This is a genomic window from Hahella sp. CR1, assembly GCF_029813005.1.
In the GTDB taxonomy this organism is placed as follows: domain Bacteria; phylum Pseudomonadota; class Gammaproteobacteria; order Pseudomonadales; family Oleiphilaceae; genus Hahella.
Window position 1 is genome coordinate 70,017 of sequence record NZ_JAPELK010000007.1, and the last position, 21,454, is coordinate 91,470.

Here is a 21,454-nt window from a genome sequence, read left to right on the forward strand (position 1 = left end):
TTGCGATTACTTACAGGCTCTTATTGTGAACCGATATATTGCATCAATCAATTAGATAATACACAATCTAGTTACTAGACCCTAATGAGAGGCTCGGCAACACCCATGGAATGGCCAATATTACTGGCGTCAACCGCAAGATTACTCGATCTGCACGATTCCGATCGTACAGTGGGAGGGAGTATTTATTCGCCAGATGAACGCAGGAGAGGAGCGGGTACGGGGCTTTGGCTGGATGTTGGCACTAGGCTACTGCAATATTTGTATGAACGAGACCTAGAAAGCAATGAGGCATGGGTACCACTAGAAGGAATCATCAGCGAACTCACTCAATTGCATGATGTTACCCGCGAAGACATTATTTTCGTGGCTAATTACCTAGCAACTCCCACTCGACTTATTACTCTCAGGGATGGTGAGAACGGTGCGCAACAACGTCAAACCTATAAGCGTGAAACGGCCCTCGTAGAGTGGCCCAAGAACACCAATCGGCGGGACAGGTGCCGGCTCAGCACATCAGGTACAAGAGCGGTCCTCCTATCTCAGGCCGCACAAAACTGGCTCTACGCTGCAGATGATGCTGGCAAGTTGGAGAGAGCTATAGACTTTGGTGCGTATGCCGACGTTCCGCAGTTAGCCGAGGGACTGATATCCCAAATCCGTCGTTTTTCAAAAGAGATCACCCTGCTCTTGGAGCGTCAGCATATGGAAGATTTGCTGAGCGACTTCGCTGAGCACCGAGACGACTACATGAAAGTCATCACAGAGGTCCAGAGCTCCGTTGAAGCTGCCAGCGAACAATTCAATACCAAACAGACGAAGGAGCAATACTCCCGTTGGCTAGAAACTGAGGCCGGTATTTCATTCACTCCTTACACTATCCCCCAATCGTTCACAGAGATCCTGCAAGCCATTGAACGACTCAGTCGAAAATTTCAGAAACTGGTATCGGTACTGGCATCATCCAAACGCGAAGTCATTGGGCTCGTGCGTTTTGATTTAGCCGCCGTTGGCCTTGCTTTTCATCCCTGCTCAGACTCTATCACAGAGCTATGTATCGCCGGACTAGGCCCTTGGAGCACAGATATCGCCGCTCCTTCACCTTTGGACTTTTCGGGAATACTCAGCCTTCAGCAAGAAGAAGATTCCAACACCACTCTCGTCTTTGATGACGAAGCTGTTGATGAACTCCCTTCTCTTATTGAGCGCTTCCTTTCCGCCTACCGTGAAGAGATTCTTTCCCAATTACGCGCTGGTCCAGTCCCTCTAAGCTCAGCCGTAGAAAAGGGGTGGCTCACTGTTGAGGATTTCGATGCATTACCACAACTTATTGGCGTTTATGCTTCCCCTGAATGGCTAGATGATACAGACAGCGAATTAGCCGTCTCCGTTGCACCAAACGCTTTGGACATTCAGCTCCCAGATGGTAACCGGCTTGAAGGGGATGATCTTATTCTACATTGGCTAAGAAGCCATTCTTAATAGTAAGAGAGGGTTAACGTCGTGGAAATGGAAGAAATTGGTCGTGTTTATCACTATTTACTGAAACACCGCTCCATCGAATCCAAACCGCAACTTCGCAAAAGTAGGCCAGATGAAACTCTAGTTGCCTCGATCCTAAGAAGTGCGTCAATCGATCAACTGGAACGATTTAATGAATTTCTTGCTCCACAAGGGTTCAAGTTGGTGGAGTTTGATGATCTCACTCGTGGTGTTGCTGTGGCGGGTCGAGTATGGATTTTGGCACGAAGTGGCGAGGTTTCTACTTCGAGTTTTCTTTCAACTGAACGGGTCTACTCAGAGATGAATATCCGCGGCAAGGACAGTCGAGAGGCGTCAGCAGTCTGGTTTTTACACATTTGGCTGATTTACCTGTCCCTTATCTATACCAGGGCTGGCCGTGGTGTTTCTGAGGTATCCAGCTATGTTGATGCGACATTTTCAAGAGAGGTTCTTGAGGAGTCCGTGCTGGAGCATATTGCTCACATTCGACAAATGGGTCTCAGTGATGGCGCATCATCAAAAGTCGTTGCAATTCTTGATGGCGAAAAAGGAAAGGATGTATCCCGTCGAGTTAGCGCCTTTTTAAAGCTGATGACAGCAGCTGGCCTCATTCAAGAATCCGAAAAGAACGAATACCAACAAACCTTGCTGGGAGCATATGAAATTGCTGAGCACTACGATAAATCGTTACGCATACCCATCGATAACACCCTAGATAACATAGTGAATATTGTTGCCCCTAACAGTGAAAACAACGACACAGAGGAATTGACTGATGGGATTGATTAACCGCGTAGCCATTAGCAACATGTTGAACTTTTACGGCGATGGCAAGCGCAAAAAGTGGTCCCCGCGCTTTCGCTACGAATGTCTGGACTTTCGGGGACAGTCTACAGCGGTAAATCTCACCAATGGAGGCGGTAAAACTACTCTGGCTGAGGCCATGCTGGCCGTCCTGTCTCGTGATCATACTCTGGTAAGTCGCACCAAAAAGAAATTTAGCCCGAAATCTGTGGGAACTTGGTCGCACATACAAGTCGAGCTGATAAGGCCATTGGCTAATACAGGACAATCCGACTTCATTACCGCGCAAGGCAATGAAGTGAATGGCGAGCACTGGGTCTTCGGTATGTACGGTTACTTGGGTGACCAGGGAGTGAATTATTACTATTACAAGGGCAGGCTAGAAGAGCTCCCTATTGGCACAAATGATGGAAATCAAAGAACCCTACTCAGCAATGAAAAATTTGTGCAAAACCGAAAGGCTCTTCCCGGGCTGGTAATGAGCCCGCATGAAGATGAATGGGAGGAGGCGCTGGCACTGAAGGTTAATCTACCCCAATCGACTATCCGCCAAATGACGGACTTCCAGAAACGAGGCGGACAGGACAAAAGTGCTTTGCTGTATGAAATAAAGACTCGACCTGGTCAGAGCTACGCTGAGGTCTTCTTTTACAAAGTGTTAGCACCCGCAATTATGGAAGGAATAATGGACCGGGAGGGCGAGGAAGGAGAGGTGAGCCTTGAAGACTCAGTAGAGCGCTCTGTCTTCAGTACCGTAAAGGCCAAACAGGACACTGCCGCAAAGCGCGCGGAGACCGATGAGCTAGAGGCAGGTGTGAAACAGCTTGCCAAAGTAATGAATGTCGCCGATGAGGTGGAAGAAAAGCAGCGTGAATACGACCGCTACTTGGCGAAAATACAACGTGATGTTCAAGTATTGAGTGAGCTGGTCGGTAAAGGGCGATTGCTTGGAGTGCCAAAGTTATCTCTACCTGATGGGTTAGTGGGTGATGTCGCCAGAGAGCTCGTGATTGAGCCTGGACGTTCCGAAGTCCGGGTGTTGGACCGAGGGTTGGCGAAACTGCTTGATAAACAAACAAAACATGTAAATGAGCAGGCCCAGAGAAACGGAATCGAGGGCAGTGAAAGCTCGCAAGTTATTGATATTCCTTGCGACCTCAAGTTACATGATGGCCTGCACGGTGGCAGGCGTAAGGGAAAATCATATTCAATCGAAGCCGCAAAGGCCTTGCTGAAAGCCACATCCTCAATGGGACATGATCTAACTAATGAAACAGCCATAAACCACCTAGAGGATGCAGTTTATTGGTTTGATACCTGCGCAGATACCAATCCCTACCGCCAGCTGTACGTGGAGCATGAGGCTGATCTCAAGCAACTAAAACAAGATGAGCGTGACCTCGATAATAAACTTGAGCGCTTACGGCAAGATCAGCTTCGACTTCAACAACAGCAAACCCGAATGGAAACAAACGAAGGTCTTTATACGGGCTTAGTCGAGTCAGGCCTGTTTAGTGAGGAAGAGCTTAAATCACCGAGGGAAACGGCTGTCATCGTAAGGGATAAGCTCAGTTTCGCACGCAAAGCGATGAATGACTTCTCCATTCTTGAAGCACAACTTAACGAGCACTATGGAGCGTGGAAGGACTATGTCGCTAAGTATGGTAAGGATTGTATACCTGCAGAAACTCTTGAACAAAAAAAGGCCGAGAAGAATCGTCTTTCTGAGTCAATGCGCGCTATTTCTTCCAGACTAAAAGAATGCACTGCAGGCCTTTCGAAGACGCAGGGTATGTTGCGAGAAGCTCAAGGAGAGCGTGACAAAGCAAGTCAGGCGCTGGAACGGCTTTCTGAACATCGAACCGCCTATGAGCATTTCGTTGAACGATTCGGTAATGTTTCCCCGGAAGGAAAGGAAAATAAGCTAAGGACTGAGCTCGATACCAAACAGATTCGGCTTTCGAAGTTGCAACAGCAGCAGGAGTCCTATCAGGAAGGCGTAAGTGCCCTCCATCGATTTAGAGAAACCGTCTCTGAAATCGTTTCTCCAGAACAATGGCTGAAAAATATAAGCGCCCGTCGAGCCGAGATTGCTGTTGAACTGAATCACTCAAACACACTGCTAAACGACCTTTGTAAGCAACGTGAAACCCTTGAAAACGAGCGAATTGCAGCAAACGCGTCTACGTGCAGCGCGCTAGATCGCTTAAGCAAGAAAAACATTTCATACAAAGTTCTGCATCATGTTATTGATGAGCTGGGCCTAGCGTATGAGCGCAAACGTGAGGTGTTGGGCGTTTTCTCTGCAGTGCTATTTGCACCAGTGCTCGCTACTGAACTCGAGGCGCAACAAGCAGCGGAAGCGTTAGCAGAGTTCGGTGCTCAGGTACCGGTTTTCCTTTATCGCAGCCTTATTGAATATTGTCAGAATGCACCGATCGAACATACCGACAATGATGAGCTGATGGTGGGGACCACTGCTGGTGTAATCACTCGATCAGTCTCTTGTTTGCTGGACCCCCAGCTGGTTGAGCGCGAGAAGGAATCGCTCGATACTCAGATTACTACAGTAAAAAACACCATCGAAACCCTTCAAAACGAGTCAACATCAATAGGTGATGATAGCGAGTCGGTAGTCTTAGCCCGCCGAGCTTTAAAAACCATACAAGACAATGAAATCGAAAAGCTCGAAACGGTAAATCAAGAACTCGAGAAATGCCAATTCAGGATAGAAGAACTTCGTCAGCACACGAGTCCGCAAGTTATCGACATAATTCGATCTGCTGATAGCTATGTAAAACTTGGCGGCGAAAAAAAGGATACTTCTCTACAAAAACGCCTGATTGATCTGAGCACTGATATTCAGACTTACGGGCTACAAATTTCCGAGCGACAAAATCAACAGTCCGAACTGGAAGAGCAGATATCTACCCTGAGCGAAAAGATTGAATGGATTTTGCCAAACGATTTAGCGGTCATGCTTAACAGTGCTGGCTCGTTTTACGAGAAAGGCGGCCCTGAATTTATGGCTAATTTTGATACACGCCACCGCGACCTTCTCCATGAGGTCACTACTGCCGAGGATCGTAATGCCTACAACAAACATTTTGACGGAGCACAATCTTATTTAGACAGCATCAGTGAAGACCAAGTGGATAAGCTGTCGCAGCAGCTTGGGGAGGTTTCCCGTCAGATCGAAGAAACGAAAGGAAAACGTGACGCCGCGCGTATTGAACGGGACAAGTTATCTGAGTCCGTTCCCCAACTGCGTAGCGCGATGGAGAGTATCGATAAGTTAGCGCTATTAGCACTTAAGAGATATCGAAAGGTAGCCAAGCTAAGCGCGGATGCCACCAACAACAGCGATATTGACTTAAACGAAGATCCTTTAATTGAACAATGTGAAAAACTTGTCAATGCAGACATTCAAGACAAGCCCGAAGCGGTCAAAGCTATTGCAGACGCCCTATCGGGTGAACTGGAAGAAATCGATATCGATCGCAAAGCAAGCGATTTAGGAAGGGTAAAAGATGATCTGCTAAGAAAAGGTAAGACGTTTGTGGACTTAGCCAAAGGCGTTACCAATTCACCCTCCGGCCTAAAGCCAGTCGAAGTTCAAACCCTGAATGAAATTAATGGTGTCACGGATATACCCAAAGTGCGAACGCTTTACGAGGGCATTTTGGAACAGCTCTCAAGATCCAAAGAATTGTTACACCAATATGAATCTTCCGAAAGAGAGTCTCGGCAGTTAGTAAGTAGTCGTCTCGCACACCTTATTGAATATGCCGCATTGGATCTTGAGATCTTACGCTCAGTTGTCGGGTCCAACCGCGGTAAACACACCTCGTATTTCAACGTGGAAGCCGAGGTGTTGGATAGAACCGGAATACAGCGGCTGATGGATGGTATTGTCGAGGAAATAGATATCCTTGAAAGACAGCGACGTGAGCGTGAAAAACAAGGAACGCGCTCAGAAGACAATGAAGATTACCACGAGTCACTACGCTCTTTGATTCGAACGAAGCTTTACCAAACAATCTTTTCTCAGCCAACCATCACCTACGTAAACACCTCAATACGCGGTGCCGGCGACGAGCATGAGTTCAATGAAAATCTTAGTGAAGGTCAGAAAGCCGCGTTATCGCTTATGTGGGCAATTCGATTGGCTGAGTTCGCCATAGAGCGAGAAGCTAAGCGCCTTTCATCACGCCGCTCGCAACAAAAGGCTAGAGAGATGTCCGTTAATATCATGCTTATCGATGGCTTATTTTCAAACCTATCAAATCGCGAACTCATTGATAGCTCTATGGCTGGCATCGAAAGTACACGAGGAAGTTTCCAGCTAATAGGACTCATCCATAACCCCCACTACCAGAATGATTTTGATAAGTTTCCTGTGTTCATAATTGGCAAGAACGAAGGTAATGGTAAGACAGGAGATAGTGGTAAAGGCTGGGTGAGCTTCCGTGAAGGCACTTCTGATGAGATGGCTCTGCGCACCGCGCAGATCCGCCGTATTCCACCACCACAGGTCGTCAGCTAATGGACGCTGTTAGTAGGCTGAGAAACGCGCTGTCCGTTGGCAAAAAGACATCCGTTCAAGGTGATCGCCTGGTCGAGCGCCTGTGCAGCAAAACAGGGCTTCATCGGAATGAGGTTATCAACGGCCTCAGGATGTTACGCGATACCGGAGAAGTGACTTGTAGAGATTGGCATCGAGGTGAACCCATAGGGCGCGTTGCGCTTTCAATTCAACAAGTGCGTTCACCATGTGAAGAGATTTGGATTGACCTCATGCATGACATGGGAATCGATCCTTCAGCTCAAGAAATGTTGATTACACTGAGCGATAATCTGGAAGGGTGGGCTGGAGACGATATGAAGCGCCTTTTGAGAGGCCTTTTGGCCTTACGAGAGGACCTCCCGCAACTAAAAGGGCAATCTCGGTATTTGGTAAGCGCCAAGTATCTTCTTGGCAGCTCAAAGCTGCTCGATGCGCTTCCATCTCCCATACTTCGCAAGTTTGGTATTAACATTGATCTGCTTATCGGCTCACCTTCCTATATCATCACTGCAGGCCCCAGCGCGCCAGAGTGTGTGGTGTTGGTGGAAAATCCACAGGCCATGGAGGCAGCGCTACAGACCTGCATGGGAGGCAAAATTGCCTGGGTCGCAACATTTGGCTACGGGCTTTCTCGTTCCGGCAATGAGTACGGCAGACAACTCGCAAGTCTTATAGAGGAGAATAATCGGCTAACAGCTCTTGTGCGTCAGGGAACTCCGCCATCGATTGAGCGTTTGCTTCAGCATTCTGATATCTTTTTTTGGGGCGACTTTGACCGCGAGGGTTTTCAGATCTACTGGCGACTAAGATCTAAGATCTCCCAGCTCAAGCTTAGCGGGCTCTACCATCCCATGCGAGCCATGATAGAGAATACTGACAACCACCATGCCTATAACCAGCTGGTCGCTAAACCAAACCAAAATATTTGGCAATGCTCAGACAAGGAAGTGCAGCAAATGCTTGATTTGTGCGAGAGCCGAGCCGTTGATCAAGAATCTGTTAGCCTTTCAGATATCGAGAAGTATGCAACACTCCCTTACACACATTGTTAGGCGGCAATTGTTTTGCAATCAACCTATCCTTCATGAGGGTGCCTGTATTTATGTCAATATCCGACTATTGCATGCGCTGACCCGTTTTGCGTAACGTACATGGTTTCCATAACAGAGGAAGGAATTGAGGAATAGGATCAGATTAGGTCTGAACTTCTACAGATTAGACCACCCTCAAAGAGGGTGGCTAAAAAATATCCTTCTATTCTTTTTCAGACCAGCATGGCTAATATTCAGTTCCTGGCCAGCTCTTGCCGTCACTCAACATCCTCATGTATCTCTATTTTCTCTACCACCAGATTCACAGGGGCAGGATTCATGGCCTGTAGAGCCTCTAGCATTCTCTGGCTGATGACATAGGCTTTGGGCCATTCCTTTATCCGGAAAATATCCGGCAAATTTGGCTGGTTAAGTTTTTTGCGGCTCAGCACATACCAATCAACGCTTACTACCTTTTCTGAGTCTTCGTAATAGTCCACACCCGACTTGTTAAGGTCTAGCACATCGTATGCCCCCAACGGATTGACGTAAAAGTAGTCTTTGGACTCCAAACGTGATTTATGGTTGTAGATCCAGAGCGGCAAAAACTCAATCGGGCCCTGGTTGACCTTTTCCATGGTTTTTTTCACGGCTTTACTAACAATTAAACACAGCTCGACATTTGCAATAAAGTCAGTCAGGACGCGGCCTGGATACTCATTGCTCATCGTGACGCCGATATCCTCTGGGTAGACTTCCGAGATTGGAGCGCCTTCCATCAACCTCCAAGATTGGAGGTGTATTTCCTTCGGCGGAAAATCGATAAAGCAATAGTCCCTGTCCAAGCGTTCATATTCATCAACAAAGTAGTAATCCAAAATAACTTTCCTCAAAAATGGTAAAGATCAAGAGCCTGACATCCTTCTGTGGGCTTGCTGATCCAGCGGCGCGCCCGGAGACATGCCTAAAATAAGTCTTAACAGCTTCTCAGACAGCTTTTCAAGTTTCGACTTATCCAAGTTCACGTCGGGAATGGGATGTCCGTCTGGATAATCCTTGACCGGATCACAAATCTTCCTGTATTCACCCAAAATATCTCTTAAGCCTTTCTTAGTTTCTCTCACCAAGCGGTCATAGATGGGATGCGAAGTACACTGTTTACTGACCTCTTGCTGGTCTTCCTCTTTGAGAACCAAATGCCTTGGCAACCCTAGTATCTGAGCCACCTCTTTATCCTGAGGCATCAGCAGCACATTCTTCTTGTGGTGGATATTGTATTTCGCCGTCAGTAGCGCTTTCTGGATGATATTACTTATCTTAGGCCCTTCATTAAGGATCATGTTCTTGAAGGTGCCTTTGGATATCAGGTGGTGAGCGTTGTTCCAATAGGGCCAAGTTTCCCTGGTGAAGTTATGGCCTTTCTTGATCGTTGTGGTAGATCGACCATTATACTTCAGGCGGGTGATATCTCTGTCAGGGCCGCCAACATCCCAATCCCCTTTATTGGGGAAGTTCAAGTCTATGCAATAAGCGCCTGGCTTCATTCCTCCGCTATCTGTCTCATACGCGGAGGTGACAATATGTCCCCGGTCTTTTATGGCTTTGCTGCGCTCATGTTCAATCCCGGTCATGTAACCATGCAAGGTGTTCTTGATGGCGGTATGGCTTTTCGCTTGCTCATATCCCTGATAACGATAATTGCAGGTAAATTTATTCCTGAATTCAATGAAAGTGGCCGAGCCATGGAAAACCAGACAGGCTCCGTTTTCCGTAGTGCCTTGCAAACGTTCGTGAAGATCATCAAGCAAGGCATCTCCAAAATGCCCTTCTGGTTCATCTTTTTTCTTTTTCGCCATAATTCTTTCTCCTCGACCAGATTGTTACAGTCAACGGCTCTTACTCACCACCATGGCGCCCACATCCCCGTTTTCAGATATCGAGCATATCAACGTATAAGGACCAGACGCGTACTGACGCGCATAGCTTCTTGAAGCGATGCAAAGTCCCGCCACCCCGGTCGCAGCGCCAATATCCCCCCAACTACTCATAGGGACGATTTCGTTACTGGCCTCCCAATTTATCCCGGAAGGACCCGCCAGCCGCGACTTTGCCGTTCCCCAAGCCATAGAGCGCCAATTTTCCCCGTTAACGTCGATAACGACATCGCCATGGAAGGACGAGACGCCAGCGGAAGCAATGGCTTCCGTGACCGCCTCCGCCAACAGCATTCCCATTTCACCGGCTTTGGTCATACGCCAGACCGCTGGCGTCACCACTTCTTCTGATTCGTCCGCCTGTTCACTTTCAGCCTCCAACTTATCGGGGAACGGTTTAAATGACGCGCCCATGATTTTTGATTCAGGCGAACTTGTGCGCGTTTGAACGCTTCGACTGGTTTCGACCAATACGCAGGCTGCCGCTTCTCCTGGGATCATGCCGGCCGCATTTTCCGCCGTCAGCAAACGCGCCTCTTCATCCAGCTGCGTCACACACAGATAGTCCAGGTAAGAGTCAACGCCCAACAGAATGGCGCGTTCATAAGGGCTGGCTTCCAGAGAACGCTGAATAATCCTCATTGCATGCGCCGCCCCCGCATGGCCAATACGAACAAACCCTTGCGCGGGCGTAGACAGAGGCAAGTCCAGGCTTTCGCAGAGCGGCTTCAGGCAGTATTCCCGCAAGAGGTTGTCTACCTGATCCTCGGGCCAATTAAATCTCTCGTAAGTTATTTCGGGCAGAATCCAGATAAGCGCCGTTTGTCGCCAAAATGCATGGTCCCGGGTTGGCAGCTTTGCATAGGCGATCAAGTCTTTCATCGCGATGCGCGCCAACCTCAACCATGCCGCGTTTTGGACATATCCCTGCGTTAGGGTATGCGCCGGCGCCCCCGGAATAGGCGCACTCATCTCATCTGGATCATAGGTGGTAATACCAGGCACGGAACCAAACCTGGAAATTCCGCAGCGCACGGAGGCGCAACTGTTCTTTACGCCATAGCCCACGCAGGACATCATCCCCAGGCCTGTGACCCAGAGTGGAGCAAGCTGATCGTGATTCTGACTCATTGACACCTTCTCAGTACCGCTTTATCAGGTCAGCGACCGGTAACGGGCGACCACTTTCCATTCCTCTCTTTGAGGCAACTCCGCCAAGCGAAGGAGTCTGGCGGTGGACGGAGCCAAGCTCACTTCTTCCGAAGTCGTCAGTCCCTGCCGCTCAGCCAGGATGAGCCACGCCAGCACTTCGGTGGAGACATGGGCCGTTGTCGCGGCCTCGGCGGATACATGGGGGTCCATGCTGTCGGCGTCAATCTTCTCTATATCGTCCAGCCGCTTTTGAATGCACTCCTTCAATGCCTCGTCAAAGGCAACCTGATCTTTATCCAGCAACGCCTGACATAGCGCATAATGAGGGTCGTAATTATCGTCGCTATATCCAGAAAACTCCTCCAGCCTCTCTTCAATCTTTTTCGGATCAGTCTGCAGGTAGAAGTGCTCCATCAGAATGCGAGTGTAGAGAAACTCTTCCTCGTACTCCTTCCGTGGATTGAGCTTGTTCGTACTCAATTCCGCAATCCGTCGGGCGCCTTCTTCATATCCACAAGCGATCGCATCGAAAAAGGGCAAGGCTAAGGAAACGGCTTGCTCCTCTTCAGGAGCCCTCTCCAGGAAGTAGATAAAAGCGTTTGCGCTATGGCAGAGTTGCTTGTAGAAGGGCTTGGGATTATCGGTAATCAGCAGCTCTCCCGCCGCCAGGCGACGAAATAGCGTGCACGTGTATGTATAGTACTGCAGCTTGGGCTCTTCCTTGGGGAGATGCGGAACGATATCTTCCAGCGACATTCCCGTATTTTTTATCGCGATGGGAAGGTAGTTTGATGACATTGCAGGCTTCCTGTTCGTTAAATATTCACGCCCATGTGGGGGCGACTGATTGCTCTCTCACCCACCCGGATAGATCGCGTAGCTGTTTCGATTGCCGTAACACGGGGTCATTGATATTGAGCTTATGACGCAAACCAAACTGAATGCCAAGCTCATCCATCAACCACTGTCGTACCTGAGGGGGCGTTCGGCGATGGCAGAGCCCGCTCCAAACGGCTTGTGCGCTATATGGTTGTCCCCCTCGATATCGCAAAGACGGATCAAACCGGCTTTCATTCTGTACCAGCCATTCGCGCCACTGAGCCGGTTCCTGACACAGCTGATCGACAGTGACGCCGAACTCCCGTCCCTCTGGGTGTTGTGGCGACTTACCTTCTTGAAAAGCCTCAAGCTCGTGTTCAAATAAGTCTTCTTTCGCGAACTGTTCAGGCACAAACGTTTCCTGATAAAGGGCCGCCCCTAGCATCAACTCCAATGCCAGCGCCGCATCCGGCGCAAAGGGTTTATCGCCCAGCTCCCGTAACAAGAGGTTTACGGAGGTTAAATCGCCCGCCAGTCCTAATGCGATCAAGATAGTGGATGAGACCTGACCATCACGAACGAGTTGCTGTAACTGGGCAGTCTGTTTCCTCACTCCCGCCAGGGCAATAGGAATAGCTAACGCAGCAGTTTTGCCATTAACGGAAGTCACTACCTGCCGCTGCCCTAATCGCAGTAACGCAATTCCAGCCGCCTCTACAACCTCGTCGTTTTCGTGCTGTAGATAAGGGTGTAAAAGCGCTACATGTCCCGCATCGCCGTTATCGGCGACAATTCGGATTGCGCGAGGCAATAGCTCCGGACCGGACGTCGACAGTAAGTTCTCCGCGCCCTGGCGCGAGATGCCTCCCGCTTGCGCGATGGCGGGCGCCACGATGGGGAATAACTTTTGGTGCTCAGACTCCAGCAAGGCGGCGGCGCGTTGACGCCATGCCATCGGGTAATAAACTCGCAGCGCTTCCGCGACGGATATAATCTTGTCGATAGCGTCCTGGTCCGCTTCGTCCTCCTCCTCTTCTGGAGGATAATCCAGGATATCGATCAACGTGCGCCATAACCCTGTCAACGCCGCTCCATCCTGGAGTTTGCACAGGTAGCTGGTTAACGCATATAGCTCGCCTACATCGGCTCCTTTTATGCGACTCAGACAGAGCGTCTTCGCTTCCTCTTCGCCATCGATTAACGCTTCAATATGCGCATCCAGCCGGCTTTCCAGGTCAAGGGTGTCCACCCAGGACAGCTCCCGATCATCTCGCCACGCCAAACGAGACGAGTACAAAAAGGACGCCTCTTCCAGATGCTCCAGGAACAACTCTCGATGAAAATCAGCTTTCGTCAGACTCATAGTTTTCAGCCTTCCCCTTTTGAGAGCCGTTGTCCGGCCAGGACGTCAACCCTGGGCAACCATAGGCTCACTCCGGCGACATGCTGATGCCCCTCGGGGACAACGGCGTAAGCGCGCCAGATCAAATACACTTGGTGCTCGTCAGTATTAATAATCAGGGTGTCGAGCCGGCATTCCATTTCCACATGATTGGCGTCATGGAAGGACAACTTGCAGCGGGGCGCCGCCAATCCCGGCAACGCAAACCGTAAAGCGCCCCGCTCCGATGCGTTGATCACGACGACGTCTTCGCCGCCACTCAGGTATTCCGCTGTCACGAGCCCCGGTGAGCCCGCGTTGAAGAAACGGCGATCAAAGTCCAATGGATAAAGCGGCGCCCTGGTTCTCTGCCATTCTTCGTCGTAGGTTCCCGCCAATGGCGTACGCGGAAGCCAATGCGGACTAATGAAACCAACCCCCGCTGGAGAAGGCTGATCCCGCCAGGATTGAATCAAGTGCCTGGGGTCTTCCAGATTAGGTAGCGGCATTCCCACCAGACAGTCTTGCCCGGGCGTCATATAGCCTTTTCCGACCGGGTTAGAGGTGCTCATATACTGTGACTCACCCTCGGGAACACGTGGATCGCGCCCACCGAAGGCGTGTTCATAGTTCAAGGGAATGCGTTCAATTGGTTGAGGCGGCGTGGGTTGAAATGTATCCCCCACCTTGTCCCAATGACGGTCGCCGAACACCTGCACGATCTTACTGACAGGGCCGACTTTAACGCCGACTTTTACCGCAGAATCGCCTTCTTTTTCAGGGACGGCATGACCGACCAGCACCACATCCGTGGTCAACTTTAGAGGGACGGCTTCGGGCTCATACTTATAGCTCGCCGTTTCGGGGGCGCCCCAGTACTCACCCGCTAAACACAGAGGAGCCTGTTGCTCGCTGAAGCGTAAGTGATGCGTTCCGACAATCTCACAGCTCGCTTTGACTGCGACGGTGACAATGGGGACATTCCGCTCATCGTAGAAAAACAAGGGCTCTACGACAAATGGGGTGTGATTTACGATGTTTGGCTGCGCCATTTACGTCTGCTTCCTGATGATGCGCCAACCCAAGCCTTACAGTGGTTTACCGCAAATAATGCAATCGATATCCGTTTTGATCGGCAGTGCGATGATCATCTTTTGAATGACCGGAAAAGGCGGCGTGTTCTTGCTGTTATGCAGCATCAAGTCAAAAGCGCGAGGCACATTCTTACCTTCCACCTTCACGTTGGGGCTGTAACTGACAAATTCGGCTTTGGACGTCAGTGTTCCTGAAATGATCCCGCCGCCAGCGGTGCCAGGGTTGTCGCCAACGCTTTGGGAAAAATTCGAATCTTTCACACACACTGGATTGCCGTCGCATTTAACGGTCTTTGCGCACTTGGCGCTATCCGTTGACTTCGCCACATTGGGATATGGAATAGGAATCGGTCCCGCGCCGGTCGGTGTTTTGCAAACATCGGGAAAGCACGGCGTCATTCCCCCACTGCCCTTATGCACAACAGACCGATTATTAACGCCAACAGTAACGCCCATGATGAGTTCCCTAGATGAGGATTAGTTACAAAGAATGCTTGAGCCTTTGATCTTGTTAGCGCCGGAAGCGCGACTCAGGATATTTTTTCCTTTAATCACTACTTTTCCGTCTGCACGCAATAAGATGCTGCTCTGCCCGCACACAAGATAAATCTCTTCCTGGGCGTCAAAACGGACTTTCTTCCCATCAACCACAGCATGACCGGGACGGTCGGAAGAAAAGGAATGTTCCTCATCGGAGACGAGTCGTTCGTTTACAACGCCAACGACGATTGGCCGCGAGTAATCATTTCCCTCAAAAAGAAGCAGCAACTTTTGACCAGCCACCGCCATCGTTGGAGATAAAGTGATTATCGTTTTTGCAGCGACCGGACCTGACGTATTACCGGGGTAATCAACGACCGCGCGGCCATCAGTCAGCTGAACCAAATGGCCAATCACAGGCGCTGCGCCGCCACTGAAGAAGGGATTCTTTAAAGGGGATTCCACGAGCGTTATTCCTTAAATCAGGGACAATCCACAATAATCGGATAGCTTGGCATTTTAAGCGGTTATTGAAATGGCGCAATCAGCAATATGCCTTGCCAGAATAGTCCGTTTGGATGATCAGGTCTTTGCCTGCAGCAGGGTGCAGTTACGCCAAGACAGGCTTCTTCGACAACACAGGCGGCAGCTCAATGCTCTCAAACTCATAGGAGTCAGGCGTTTCTTGAGCAACCGCAGGGAGAGGCTCTCCTTCGACTTCAGAGACCACATCCACCAGCCAGTCGGCCCCAAACGGAGAGATGTGTTCAGAGACGCGAAGGATTTCGATCACTTCCAACAACTTCCTGCGCTGCTTTTCCATAACAAAGCCCCAAAAATAACTACCGTCTTTATCGGCAATGATGCAAAGGATAGAAGTGTACGAAGTTATTTTCAGCTCGTTAATGAGCTAGTGGCGCATTTTGTTGTGAGATATCTCTTACGAGACTAAATAGGAATAAAAGCAGCAATATCACACTTAGGACTCTGATCCTATCAACTTGTCTCAGCAATAACCGCCAATGACAAAAATGTACACCCTTAAAGTGACATCTGCCTATAAGGGCTCGGAATGAGAATTAATAGGTAAAAGCTTAAAAGAAACGCTTGGGGAGTTCCTATCATGGCAGCAATATTCATAAACACAAGGCAAATATATCGGAACTTCGATGATCGCCCCGTGCCCTCTGGCTTAGCTGTAGTGTGGCAAACCTGTTGGCACCATAATACTTAGAATGGGTTATTGCCAAGTAAATAGTAAGACTTCTTCCCCATGACCTTAGTCATTGCTTGAAGCAACCGGGTCAGGTTAACAAATTATAGACTTGGCTGAAAAATTATGTTCATTGTCATAAGTCAGCACTTCTCTATTTTTAAATCCCCTAAATGAAAGAAAGATTTTCACGATGCCTGAGAGTAAGCGAAGTAATGAGATGGTTTCTGCAAGTAGAGTTGGAAGGGCTGCTTTTTGCCCTCACTACTTGGAACTGGAAGCGAAGGGCTCAACTCCCACAACTTCTGCGGTTGCCCGCCAGATGGCAGGTGAAGCCAAGCATGAAGAGTTCAGTAAGAAAGCGGAGGACAAACGCTGTTTTGTCGCAACTCATCTTTACGGAATTGATGACCCCCGAACTGAGGCTCTACGGCAATATAGAGATCTCAAGCTATCAAAAACCTGGTATGGAAGAAGGCTCATTTCTATCTACTACACCCTATCGCCAGCTCTTGTTCGAATCTCAAGGCCACACCCCATCGTCAGCAAAGTGTTGAAGCTAATCGTTGACCGCATACTGAACACGATTAGTTAACGGAGTCGCCATGTTTGAGATAATACTCCTATTAATTGTTAGCGCGCTTATCGTGATAGTTTGTAGGGTTGCTTACAGACTCAAGAATGAGGATCCGCTCGGCATCGATGGTAAATTAGTATGGATTGATAGAGGTCGACAAACTAAGCCATTCTTTAACAGGTCTTTTGGTGTCTTTGGAAAGCCTGATCTTATCTACAGAATTGCCCGCGGATTCCTCGCAGTTGAGTACAAATCCCGACGCGGAGTCATCTACGAAAGCGATATCGTCCAGGCAAAGGTAGCAGCTCTAGCTGCTAGAGGCGCGGGTTACAGGGTGACTCAAGTATTAGTGCGTACTGATGCAACTGAGAGGTATATCGACCTGCCCGCCAGTGATAAAGAGCTCTACAACGAAGTTGGAATCTTTATAGAAATAGCTCGGCAAGCAAAAGCTGGAATGAAAATGCCAGCGAAGCCAAACCGCGCTAAATGTGGCGCATGCGCATACAAACTAGATTGCAGCCAAGCCCATCATCATTGATGACCTTTGGTTCCGGAAGAGATATAGAGAAAGAAAGAGGGCGATGTATGACGAATACACTTCATTTAACAGCCAGAAGTTCAATTATCAGTCCGACTCGGAACCTACGGTTTTCAACTTTCCCGCCCTCTTGTACCCATAGGTTTTCGGCCAAAAGCCCGTAAACCCTGCTCCCTATGTGTTGATTGGAGGGCATATGCTTTCCTACTACACGGGTACAGCAAGAGCCACAGTAGATGTGAATTTCATTATCGGCTGGTCCGATTCTGAACGCTAAGCAGCACCCTATGACGTGCCAAGCTGTGTCTAAATCGGTTCGAAATGAGTTCCTACTATGAAGCGCGTTGGAACTGAAGATGAATTTTAGCGGCTACAATAAATATACCACGTCAGGCTTGAGCCGATACTCTCTGCCCGAATTGGAAGAAAACAACGGCCCAAGGAGACATGAAACTTCTATTGGATGGACTTGGAGAGCATTACCTTAACCATGCTCACGTAGTACCCAATATAGTCGTACCATCTATGGTTTCAACTCCAGCCGGGGCCAATAATTGCTGTATCCAGCCAATAGCATGCCCTCGCTCAACGCACTGGGAGAAAAACGCACGCTGCTTTGCTCTGGTAAAGGCAACAAAAAAGGTATTTAGCTCTTCACCCCGTTGCGGCGTAAGACTCCACCAAGTCTGATTATCGAGTCCGTAAAATATCATGGTATGGAACTCAAGACCTTTGCTTTTATGGACGGTCATCAAAGCGACTTGACCAATGCCCTCAAACTCATCCAGTGCTTCCGTCCAGCTACTGCTATGTTCTGCGCACTCTTTCAGGAGTGTGACAAATCCACTCCACACCCTCTCAAAATCCCTTTCACGCTGATAAGCGGGAAAGGATTGCCGCAGCGCCTGGGGACCGACAAATTCTAGGAGCATCTCTGAAATCACTTTCGCCGAATCTGGATCAGGCTGACGACGTGCTAGCTCTGCCCTTAATTGGCGGACAAATGCTTCAAGCTTGACCAGCAACCGCTCCTGCGTGAGATCGTTATCCGGATCGGCAGCCTCCAGAAACAGATAGTTCTGCTGAGCCTGCTCCCAGTTTTCCGGGCTTCGGTCCGTCGCTCCCAAGCGGAGCAAAGGAACGAATATACCGGTCAGCTCTTCACCAAGCAGGTCCTGTATCTGAATTTCACCGACTGATCGAGCCGCATTTCTGATCCTGAGACCTCGTTCACCAAAAGCCGGGGTTATCTCACCCTCTACCTGATCCGCCCACATCCTGATCAGAATCGCTACATCATGTGGCGCAACACGCCCTGACTGAACCTCACGGCTCACCCATTCAGCCAGATAATTGTTCTCGTCATCTGCGCTCCGGAATTGCCAGATAGCAGAAACCTCACCTTCGATTTCACGGGTCCCTTGTGCCTGCACTTCTTCCACATTGTCGTCTATCCGACGGGCAATCTCGTGCTGAATACGAACCAGATCCACATGCGAGCGCCAGTTCGAAAGCAATGTGATGCGCTTGGCACCAAAGTCGTTTTCAAACTGATCGAACGCATCATCCATGGCTCCCGCCCATCCCATGATACGCTGTTTATCATCACCAACCGCCGTAAAGACAGCATCGTTACCATCGAATGCCGTTTGCAGCATGTCGTACTGGGCATAGGTGGTATCCTGGTATTCATCAAGAAAGACGATGGGATATGTTGCCTGTAAGGCCCGGCGGATATATGCATTTTCCTGAAGCAACAGTTTTACAAGCCTGTTTATCATCGGGAAGGATAGAGATATCTCCTCGCCCCCGAAAAGTTGTTCATGCCAGTAATCAGCAAAAGCATGGCTGGACGTAGAACCATCTGATGTATCAACAGGCAGATCTGTTATTGCAAGCACATCCTCAAACCACTTCGCATTCAAACCATAATACTCATGGCGTTGAAGAAAACTCTCGTAATCTCCACGCTTCGGCGTAACAATCTGATAAGTGCTAGGAGCATTGAACGGCTCCGGTATGGCAGGACGGAACCGGTCCAGAAGTCCTTTGGTAAAGGCATCGAAAGTCATTGAATCAAAGCGCCGTGCCTGATCCCTCGGGCAACGCTTTGCAACCCTTTCGGCGAGGTTTCGGGCGGCATCTTTTTTAAAGCTGATAGCCAGAATACGTTTGGGTGCCGGACAAATACCTGTCTGCAAAAGATAAGTCGCCTTCTGTGCCAGAAACTCAGTTTTTCCGGCACCGGCACCAGCGGTCACAAGGATGCTGCTATCGGTTTCACGTAAAGCCTCCCACGCTCTGTCTTCCAGCAGATCGACACCCTGAGGTACCCAGTCGTGTCTGCTTACGCGGGTCATTCATCCTCTCCTGACAGATTGAGTTTATGCGTAACGTATTCAATGAGAGCCTTCAGCTCAGCAGGAGCGGACGTAGCAACATTGCCTTCCGCGATACGGGAAAACGCCGCCAGATGAGTTTCCGGCTTACTGCGGCTCAGGAACAGATACGGATACCATTTAAAAGCATCATCAAAATGCGCGGTATACAGGTCAGGATTACCACCTGTTTTCAGCGTGCTGACCTTTTTGGCCTGAATAGCGTCAGCACTACCCTTGGGCCCATTGCCACCTGAATTGGCAACCTGATAAGCGGCTGGAAAGGCAAGCAACATGGCAAAATCGAGATCAATGGGAGCGGAAAAGAAAACTCCCTGCTCATTGAAAGCTTGAAGCCATTGACCTTGCGGACCTTCTTTATAAAGCTGTTGGTCGGTAAGCTGAGCAGCATTTGCACTACCTCTGCTCCCCCAATCGCTCCCAATATCAGCCAGATTCTGAAGACAACTCCTCATGGCGTTCGCCCCACCATGCCTGCGCCCCAGATCAAGATCGAGCAATGTGGCATGTGGAATCTCAAGATCATTCAGCAGCCGCCAGAAATGCGCTACGAATCGCCCACCGAGCGGAACGACGGGAACGAATGATGGATCAAGGGGAACCCCCATTTCCTCCGCAATTTTTGGAATAACTACTCGCTCTGAGTCTCCCTCACCTAGGATTACAAATCGCGCAAAATAAAGTTCGGGATATGCCTTTACGGCCAGCCTGACATATACACTTGCCTCAGTACCATCCTCCGGTAAGGTGAGCTCGCGAATCGAGGAGCATCGGGTGCCTCGATCCATACGATGATATCTCACTTCATTCGGCTCTATTCGGCTCAGAATCGCCGGTGAATGGCTAGATAGCAGAACCTGTGCGGAAGGTAGTGCGCCTATCTCCCTCGCTTGCCTGATAATACGAGACAAAAAGAACGGTGAAAGGCTATTTTCAGGCTCTTCGATGGCAAGGATTGTTAGGTGAACACGGCGTAACTTATCCTGTTCAAATGAGCTGGCATCAGCAGGCAAAGAAAAAGCTTCCCGCTCGGTTTCGAGCGTTGCCGCTGTAAGTGCAATATGGAACAGAGAGCGCTGACCGTCACTCAGCTCGGACAAACCGCGCTCCTGACCTTCTTCATCAGGCGTAAACGTAAATTCAGCTTTACGAACAAGCTCCTCAAAACGGTTTTCGATAAGCCTTAAACGCGGCTGACTGTCTGTATCGGCTTCATGGACCTGTTGCCACCGTCTTGAAAGACGCCCCAGCAAGACCCTTAACGGCTCTTCCTCCTCAAAACTGCTCTGGATCTGACCGGCATTATTAGAGCTTGCATCCCTAAATGCTGTCGACCATTTGGCAGCCTGCCATAAACGCCCCTTTAGAAGTGCGGTCACCTGCGTCGTCGCATCACGATTTGCCGGTAAGTAAATAAACTGGATTGAAGAGCGCTCTACAGCCTGAACCCTGGAACAGTCATTCCATTCAAAATTATCATCCTGGGCTCTTATCCAGCGTATATCCTCCTCGATTGCTCCTTCCGGCGTACCGTCATCCGTCCATGTTGCTTGTAGTCGTATCCGGGCCTTAAGGGGCTCTCCCTCACCGGAAGCCGCCATCTGATTAAAGAACTCCGGAACGGCATCAAGAGGAGAAGCGTCTTGCTCTTCCAGTTCAGGGAAGGCAAGTATCGCTTCGACAAACAGACTGTCGCCAGACTGCAGCTCCTGCCGGTCAATAGGTATGTGAAAATCACGACGCTGTACCGATCGCTGTGCTGATGATGTACCAAACAACCGGGACACAGCTTGCAGCACTGCCGTCTTTCCAGAGCCGTTTCCGCCGACAAGTGTCGTCAGCTCTTCCTCGAAATTGAGCTCGACCGCCTCATGCCCGAAACAACGAAAATTCTGTAGCTTTATCTTCTCTATTTTCATCCCTGATTACCTTTTTTGTAAGAGGTGCCTTTAAAGGTTA

At 49.5% G+C, this 21,454-nt stretch carries 17 protein-coding genes; 6 read left to right on the top strand and 11 right to left on the bottom strand.

What is annotated here, in order from left to right; translation table 11 throughout:
• The first annotated feature begins 105 nt into the window (after positions 1-105).
• From ONV78_RS17775 to ONV78_RS17790, 4 genes are read left to right on the top strand one after another with little or no spacing between them, the layout of a single operon-like run.
• Complete coding sequence (locus ONV78_RS17775) at positions 106-1,482, top strand: hypothetical protein (protein ID WP_279505146.1); 1,377 nt, start codon at positions 106-108, stop codon at positions 1,480-1,482.
• Between the two features lie 21 nt (positions 1,483-1,503).
• Positions 1,504-2,292 carry a hypothetical protein gene (locus ONV78_RS17780; protein WP_279505147.1) on the top strand — a complete coding sequence of 263 codons (789 nt, stop codon included), beginning with the start codon at positions 1,504-1,506 and terminating at the stop codon, positions 2,290-2,292.
• Positions 2,279-6,853 (top strand): hypothetical protein, encoded by a 4,575-nt coding sequence (locus tag ONV78_RS17785; RefSeq protein ID WP_279505149.1) that lies wholly within the window; start codon positions 2,279-2,281, stop codon positions 6,851-6,853. Before ONV78_RS17780 ends, ONV78_RS17785 begins: the two co-directional genes overlap by 14 nt.
• Positions 6,853-7,926 (top strand): Wadjet anti-phage system protein JetD domain-containing protein, encoded by a 1,074-nt coding sequence (locus ONV78_RS17790; RefSeq protein WP_279505151.1) that lies wholly within the window; start codon positions 6,853-6,855, stop codon positions 7,924-7,926. Before ONV78_RS17785 ends, ONV78_RS17790 begins: the two co-directional genes overlap by 1 nt.
• 257 nt (positions 7,927-8,183) lie before the next feature.
• Here ONV78_RS17790 and ONV78_RS17795 read toward each other — a convergent pair whose 3' ends face one another.
• The 9 genes from ONV78_RS17795 to ONV78_RS17835 form a co-directional block, all read right to left on the bottom strand.
• Positions 8,184-8,783: a DUF1629 domain-containing protein gene (locus ONV78_RS17795; protein WP_279505152.1), complete on the bottom strand. Its 600-nt coding sequence runs from the start codon at positions 8,781-8,783 to the stop codon at positions 8,184-8,186.
• A 27-nt stretch (positions 8,784-8,810) separates the two neighbouring features.
• Positions 8,811-9,761 carry an AHH domain-containing protein gene (locus ONV78_RS17800; protein WP_279505154.1) on the bottom strand — a complete coding sequence of 317 codons (951 nt, stop codon included), beginning with the start codon at positions 9,759-9,761 and terminating at the stop codon, positions 8,811-8,813.
• Between the two features lie 30 nt (positions 9,762-9,791).
• A complete protein-coding gene (locus tag ONV78_RS17805; protein WP_279505156.1) occupies positions 9,792-10,970 on the bottom strand; it encodes a hypothetical protein in 1,179 nt (392 codons plus the stop codon).
• 24 nt (positions 10,971-10,994) lie between these two features.
• Positions 10,995-11,789 (bottom strand): immunity 49 family protein, encoded by a 795-nt coding sequence (locus ONV78_RS17810; RefSeq protein ID WP_279505157.1) that lies wholly within the window; start codon positions 11,787-11,789, stop codon positions 10,995-10,997.
• A 25-nt stretch (positions 11,790-11,814) separates the two neighbouring features.
• A complete protein-coding gene (locus ONV78_RS17815; RefSeq protein ID WP_279505159.1) occupies positions 11,815-13,173 on the bottom strand; it encodes a hypothetical protein in 1,359 nt (452 codons plus the stop codon).
• Between the two features lie 5 nt (positions 13,174-13,178).
• A complete protein-coding gene (locus tag ONV78_RS17820; protein WP_279505160.1) occupies positions 13,179-14,243 on the bottom strand; it encodes a DUF2169 domain-containing protein in 1,065 nt (354 codons plus the stop codon).
• A gap of 36 nt (positions 14,244-14,279) precedes the next feature.
• Positions 14,280-14,741 (bottom strand): DUF4150 domain-containing protein, encoded by a 462-nt coding sequence (locus tag ONV78_RS17825; protein WP_011400721.1) that lies wholly within the window; start codon positions 14,739-14,741, stop codon positions 14,280-14,282.
• Positions 14,742-14,762: 21 nt separating this feature from the next.
• Entirely contained in the window at positions 14,763-15,230 is a 468-nt protein-coding gene (locus ONV78_RS17830) for a DUF6484 domain-containing protein (protein ID WP_279505163.1), read from the bottom strand.
• 145 nt (positions 15,231-15,375) lie between these two features.
• Positions 15,376-15,588, bottom strand: coding sequence for a hypothetical protein (locus ONV78_RS17835; protein ID WP_279505165.1), 213 nt, complete (start codon positions 15,586-15,588; stop codon positions 15,376-15,378).
• Positions 15,589-16,171: 583 nt separating this feature from the next.
• Between ONV78_RS17835 and ONV78_RS17840 the strand changes: the two genes are divergently transcribed.
• Together ONV78_RS17840 and ONV78_RS17845 are read left to right on the top strand one after the other, a co-directional pair.
• The gene (locus ONV78_RS17840; RefSeq protein WP_279505167.1) at positions 16,172-16,573 is read left to right on the top strand and encodes a CFI-box-CTERM domain-containing protein; all 402 of its coding nucleotides are present in this window, start codon (positions 16,172-16,174) and stop codon (positions 16,571-16,573) included.
• 10 nt (positions 16,574-16,583) lie between these two features.
• Positions 16,584-17,096, top strand: a complete 513-nt coding sequence (locus ONV78_RS17845) for a PD-(D/E)XK nuclease family protein (protein WP_279505168.1) — start codon at positions 16,584-16,586, stop codon at positions 17,094-17,096.
• Between the two features lie 494 nt (positions 17,097-17,590).
• Here ONV78_RS17845 and ONV78_RS17850 read toward each other — a convergent pair whose 3' ends face one another.
• Both ONV78_RS17850 and ONV78_RS17855 read right to left on the bottom strand, forming a co-directional pair.
• On the bottom strand, positions 17,591-19,456 hold the full coding sequence (locus ONV78_RS17850; RefSeq protein WP_279505171.1) for an ATP-dependent helicase: 1,866 nt from the start codon (positions 19,454-19,456) through the stop codon (positions 17,591-17,593).
• Complete coding sequence (locus ONV78_RS17855) at positions 19,453-21,414, bottom strand: AAA family ATPase (protein WP_279505173.1); 1,962 nt, start codon at positions 21,412-21,414, stop codon at positions 19,453-19,455. Before ONV78_RS17855 ends, ONV78_RS17850 begins: the two co-directional genes overlap by 4 nt.
• Between the last annotated feature and the right edge of the window lie 40 nt (positions 21,415-21,454).

What these genes read in the sequence shown, in the direction of transcription:
- ONV78_RS17775 (WP_279505146.1), top strand. Translation starts at nt 106, where the DNA reads ATGGAATGGCCAATATTACTGGCGTCAACCGCAAGATTACTCGATCTG.
- ONV78_RS17785 (WP_279505149.1), top strand. Translation starts at nt 2,279, where the DNA reads ATGGGATTGATTAACCGCGTAGCCATTAGCAACATGTTGAACTTTTAC.
- ONV78_RS17790 (WP_279505151.1), top strand. Translation starts at nt 6,853, where the DNA reads ATGGACGCTGTTAGTAGGCTGAGAAACGCGCTGTCCGTTGGCAAAAAG.
- ONV78_RS17800 (WP_279505154.1), bottom strand. Translation starts at nt 9,761, where the DNA reads ATGGCGAAAAAGAAAAAAGATGAACCAGAAGGGCATTTTGGAGATGCC.
- ONV78_RS17805 (WP_279505156.1), bottom strand. Translation starts at nt 10,970, where the DNA reads ATGAGTCAGAATCACGATCAGCTTGCTCCACTCTGGGTCACAGGCCTG.
- ONV78_RS17810 (WP_279505157.1), bottom strand. Translation starts at nt 11,789, where the DNA reads ATGTCATCAAACTACCTTCCCATCGCGATAAAAAATACGGGAATGTCG.
- ONV78_RS17815 (WP_279505159.1), bottom strand. Translation starts at nt 13,173, where the DNA reads ATGAGTCTGACGAAAGCTGATTTTCATCGAGAGTTGTTCCTGGAGCAT.
- ONV78_RS17820 (WP_279505160.1), bottom strand. Translation starts at nt 14,243, where the DNA reads ATGGCGCAGCCAAACATCGTAAATCACACCCCATTTGTCGTAGAGCCC.
- ONV78_RS17825 (WP_011400721.1), bottom strand. Translation starts at nt 14,741, where the DNA reads ATGGGCGTTACTGTTGGCGTTAATAATCGGTCTGTTGTGCATAAGGGC.
- ONV78_RS17835 (WP_279505165.1), bottom strand. Translation starts at nt 15,588, where the DNA reads ATGGAAAAGCAGCGCAGGAAGTTGTTGGAAGTGATCGAAATCCTTCGC.
- ONV78_RS17840 (WP_279505167.1), top strand. Translation starts at nt 16,172, where the DNA reads ATGCCTGAGAGTAAGCGAAGTAATGAGATGGTTTCTGCAAGTAGAGTT.
- ONV78_RS17845 (WP_279505168.1), top strand. Translation starts at nt 16,584, where the DNA reads ATGTTTGAGATAATACTCCTATTAATTGTTAGCGCGCTTATCGTGATA.
- ONV78_RS17850 (WP_279505171.1), bottom strand. Translation starts at nt 19,456, where the DNA reads ATGACCCGCGTAAGCAGACACGACTGGGTACCTCAGGGTGTCGATCTG.
- ONV78_RS17855 (WP_279505173.1), bottom strand. Translation starts at nt 21,414, where the DNA reads ATGAAAATAGAGAAGATAAAGCTACAGAATTTTCGTTGTTTCGGGCAT.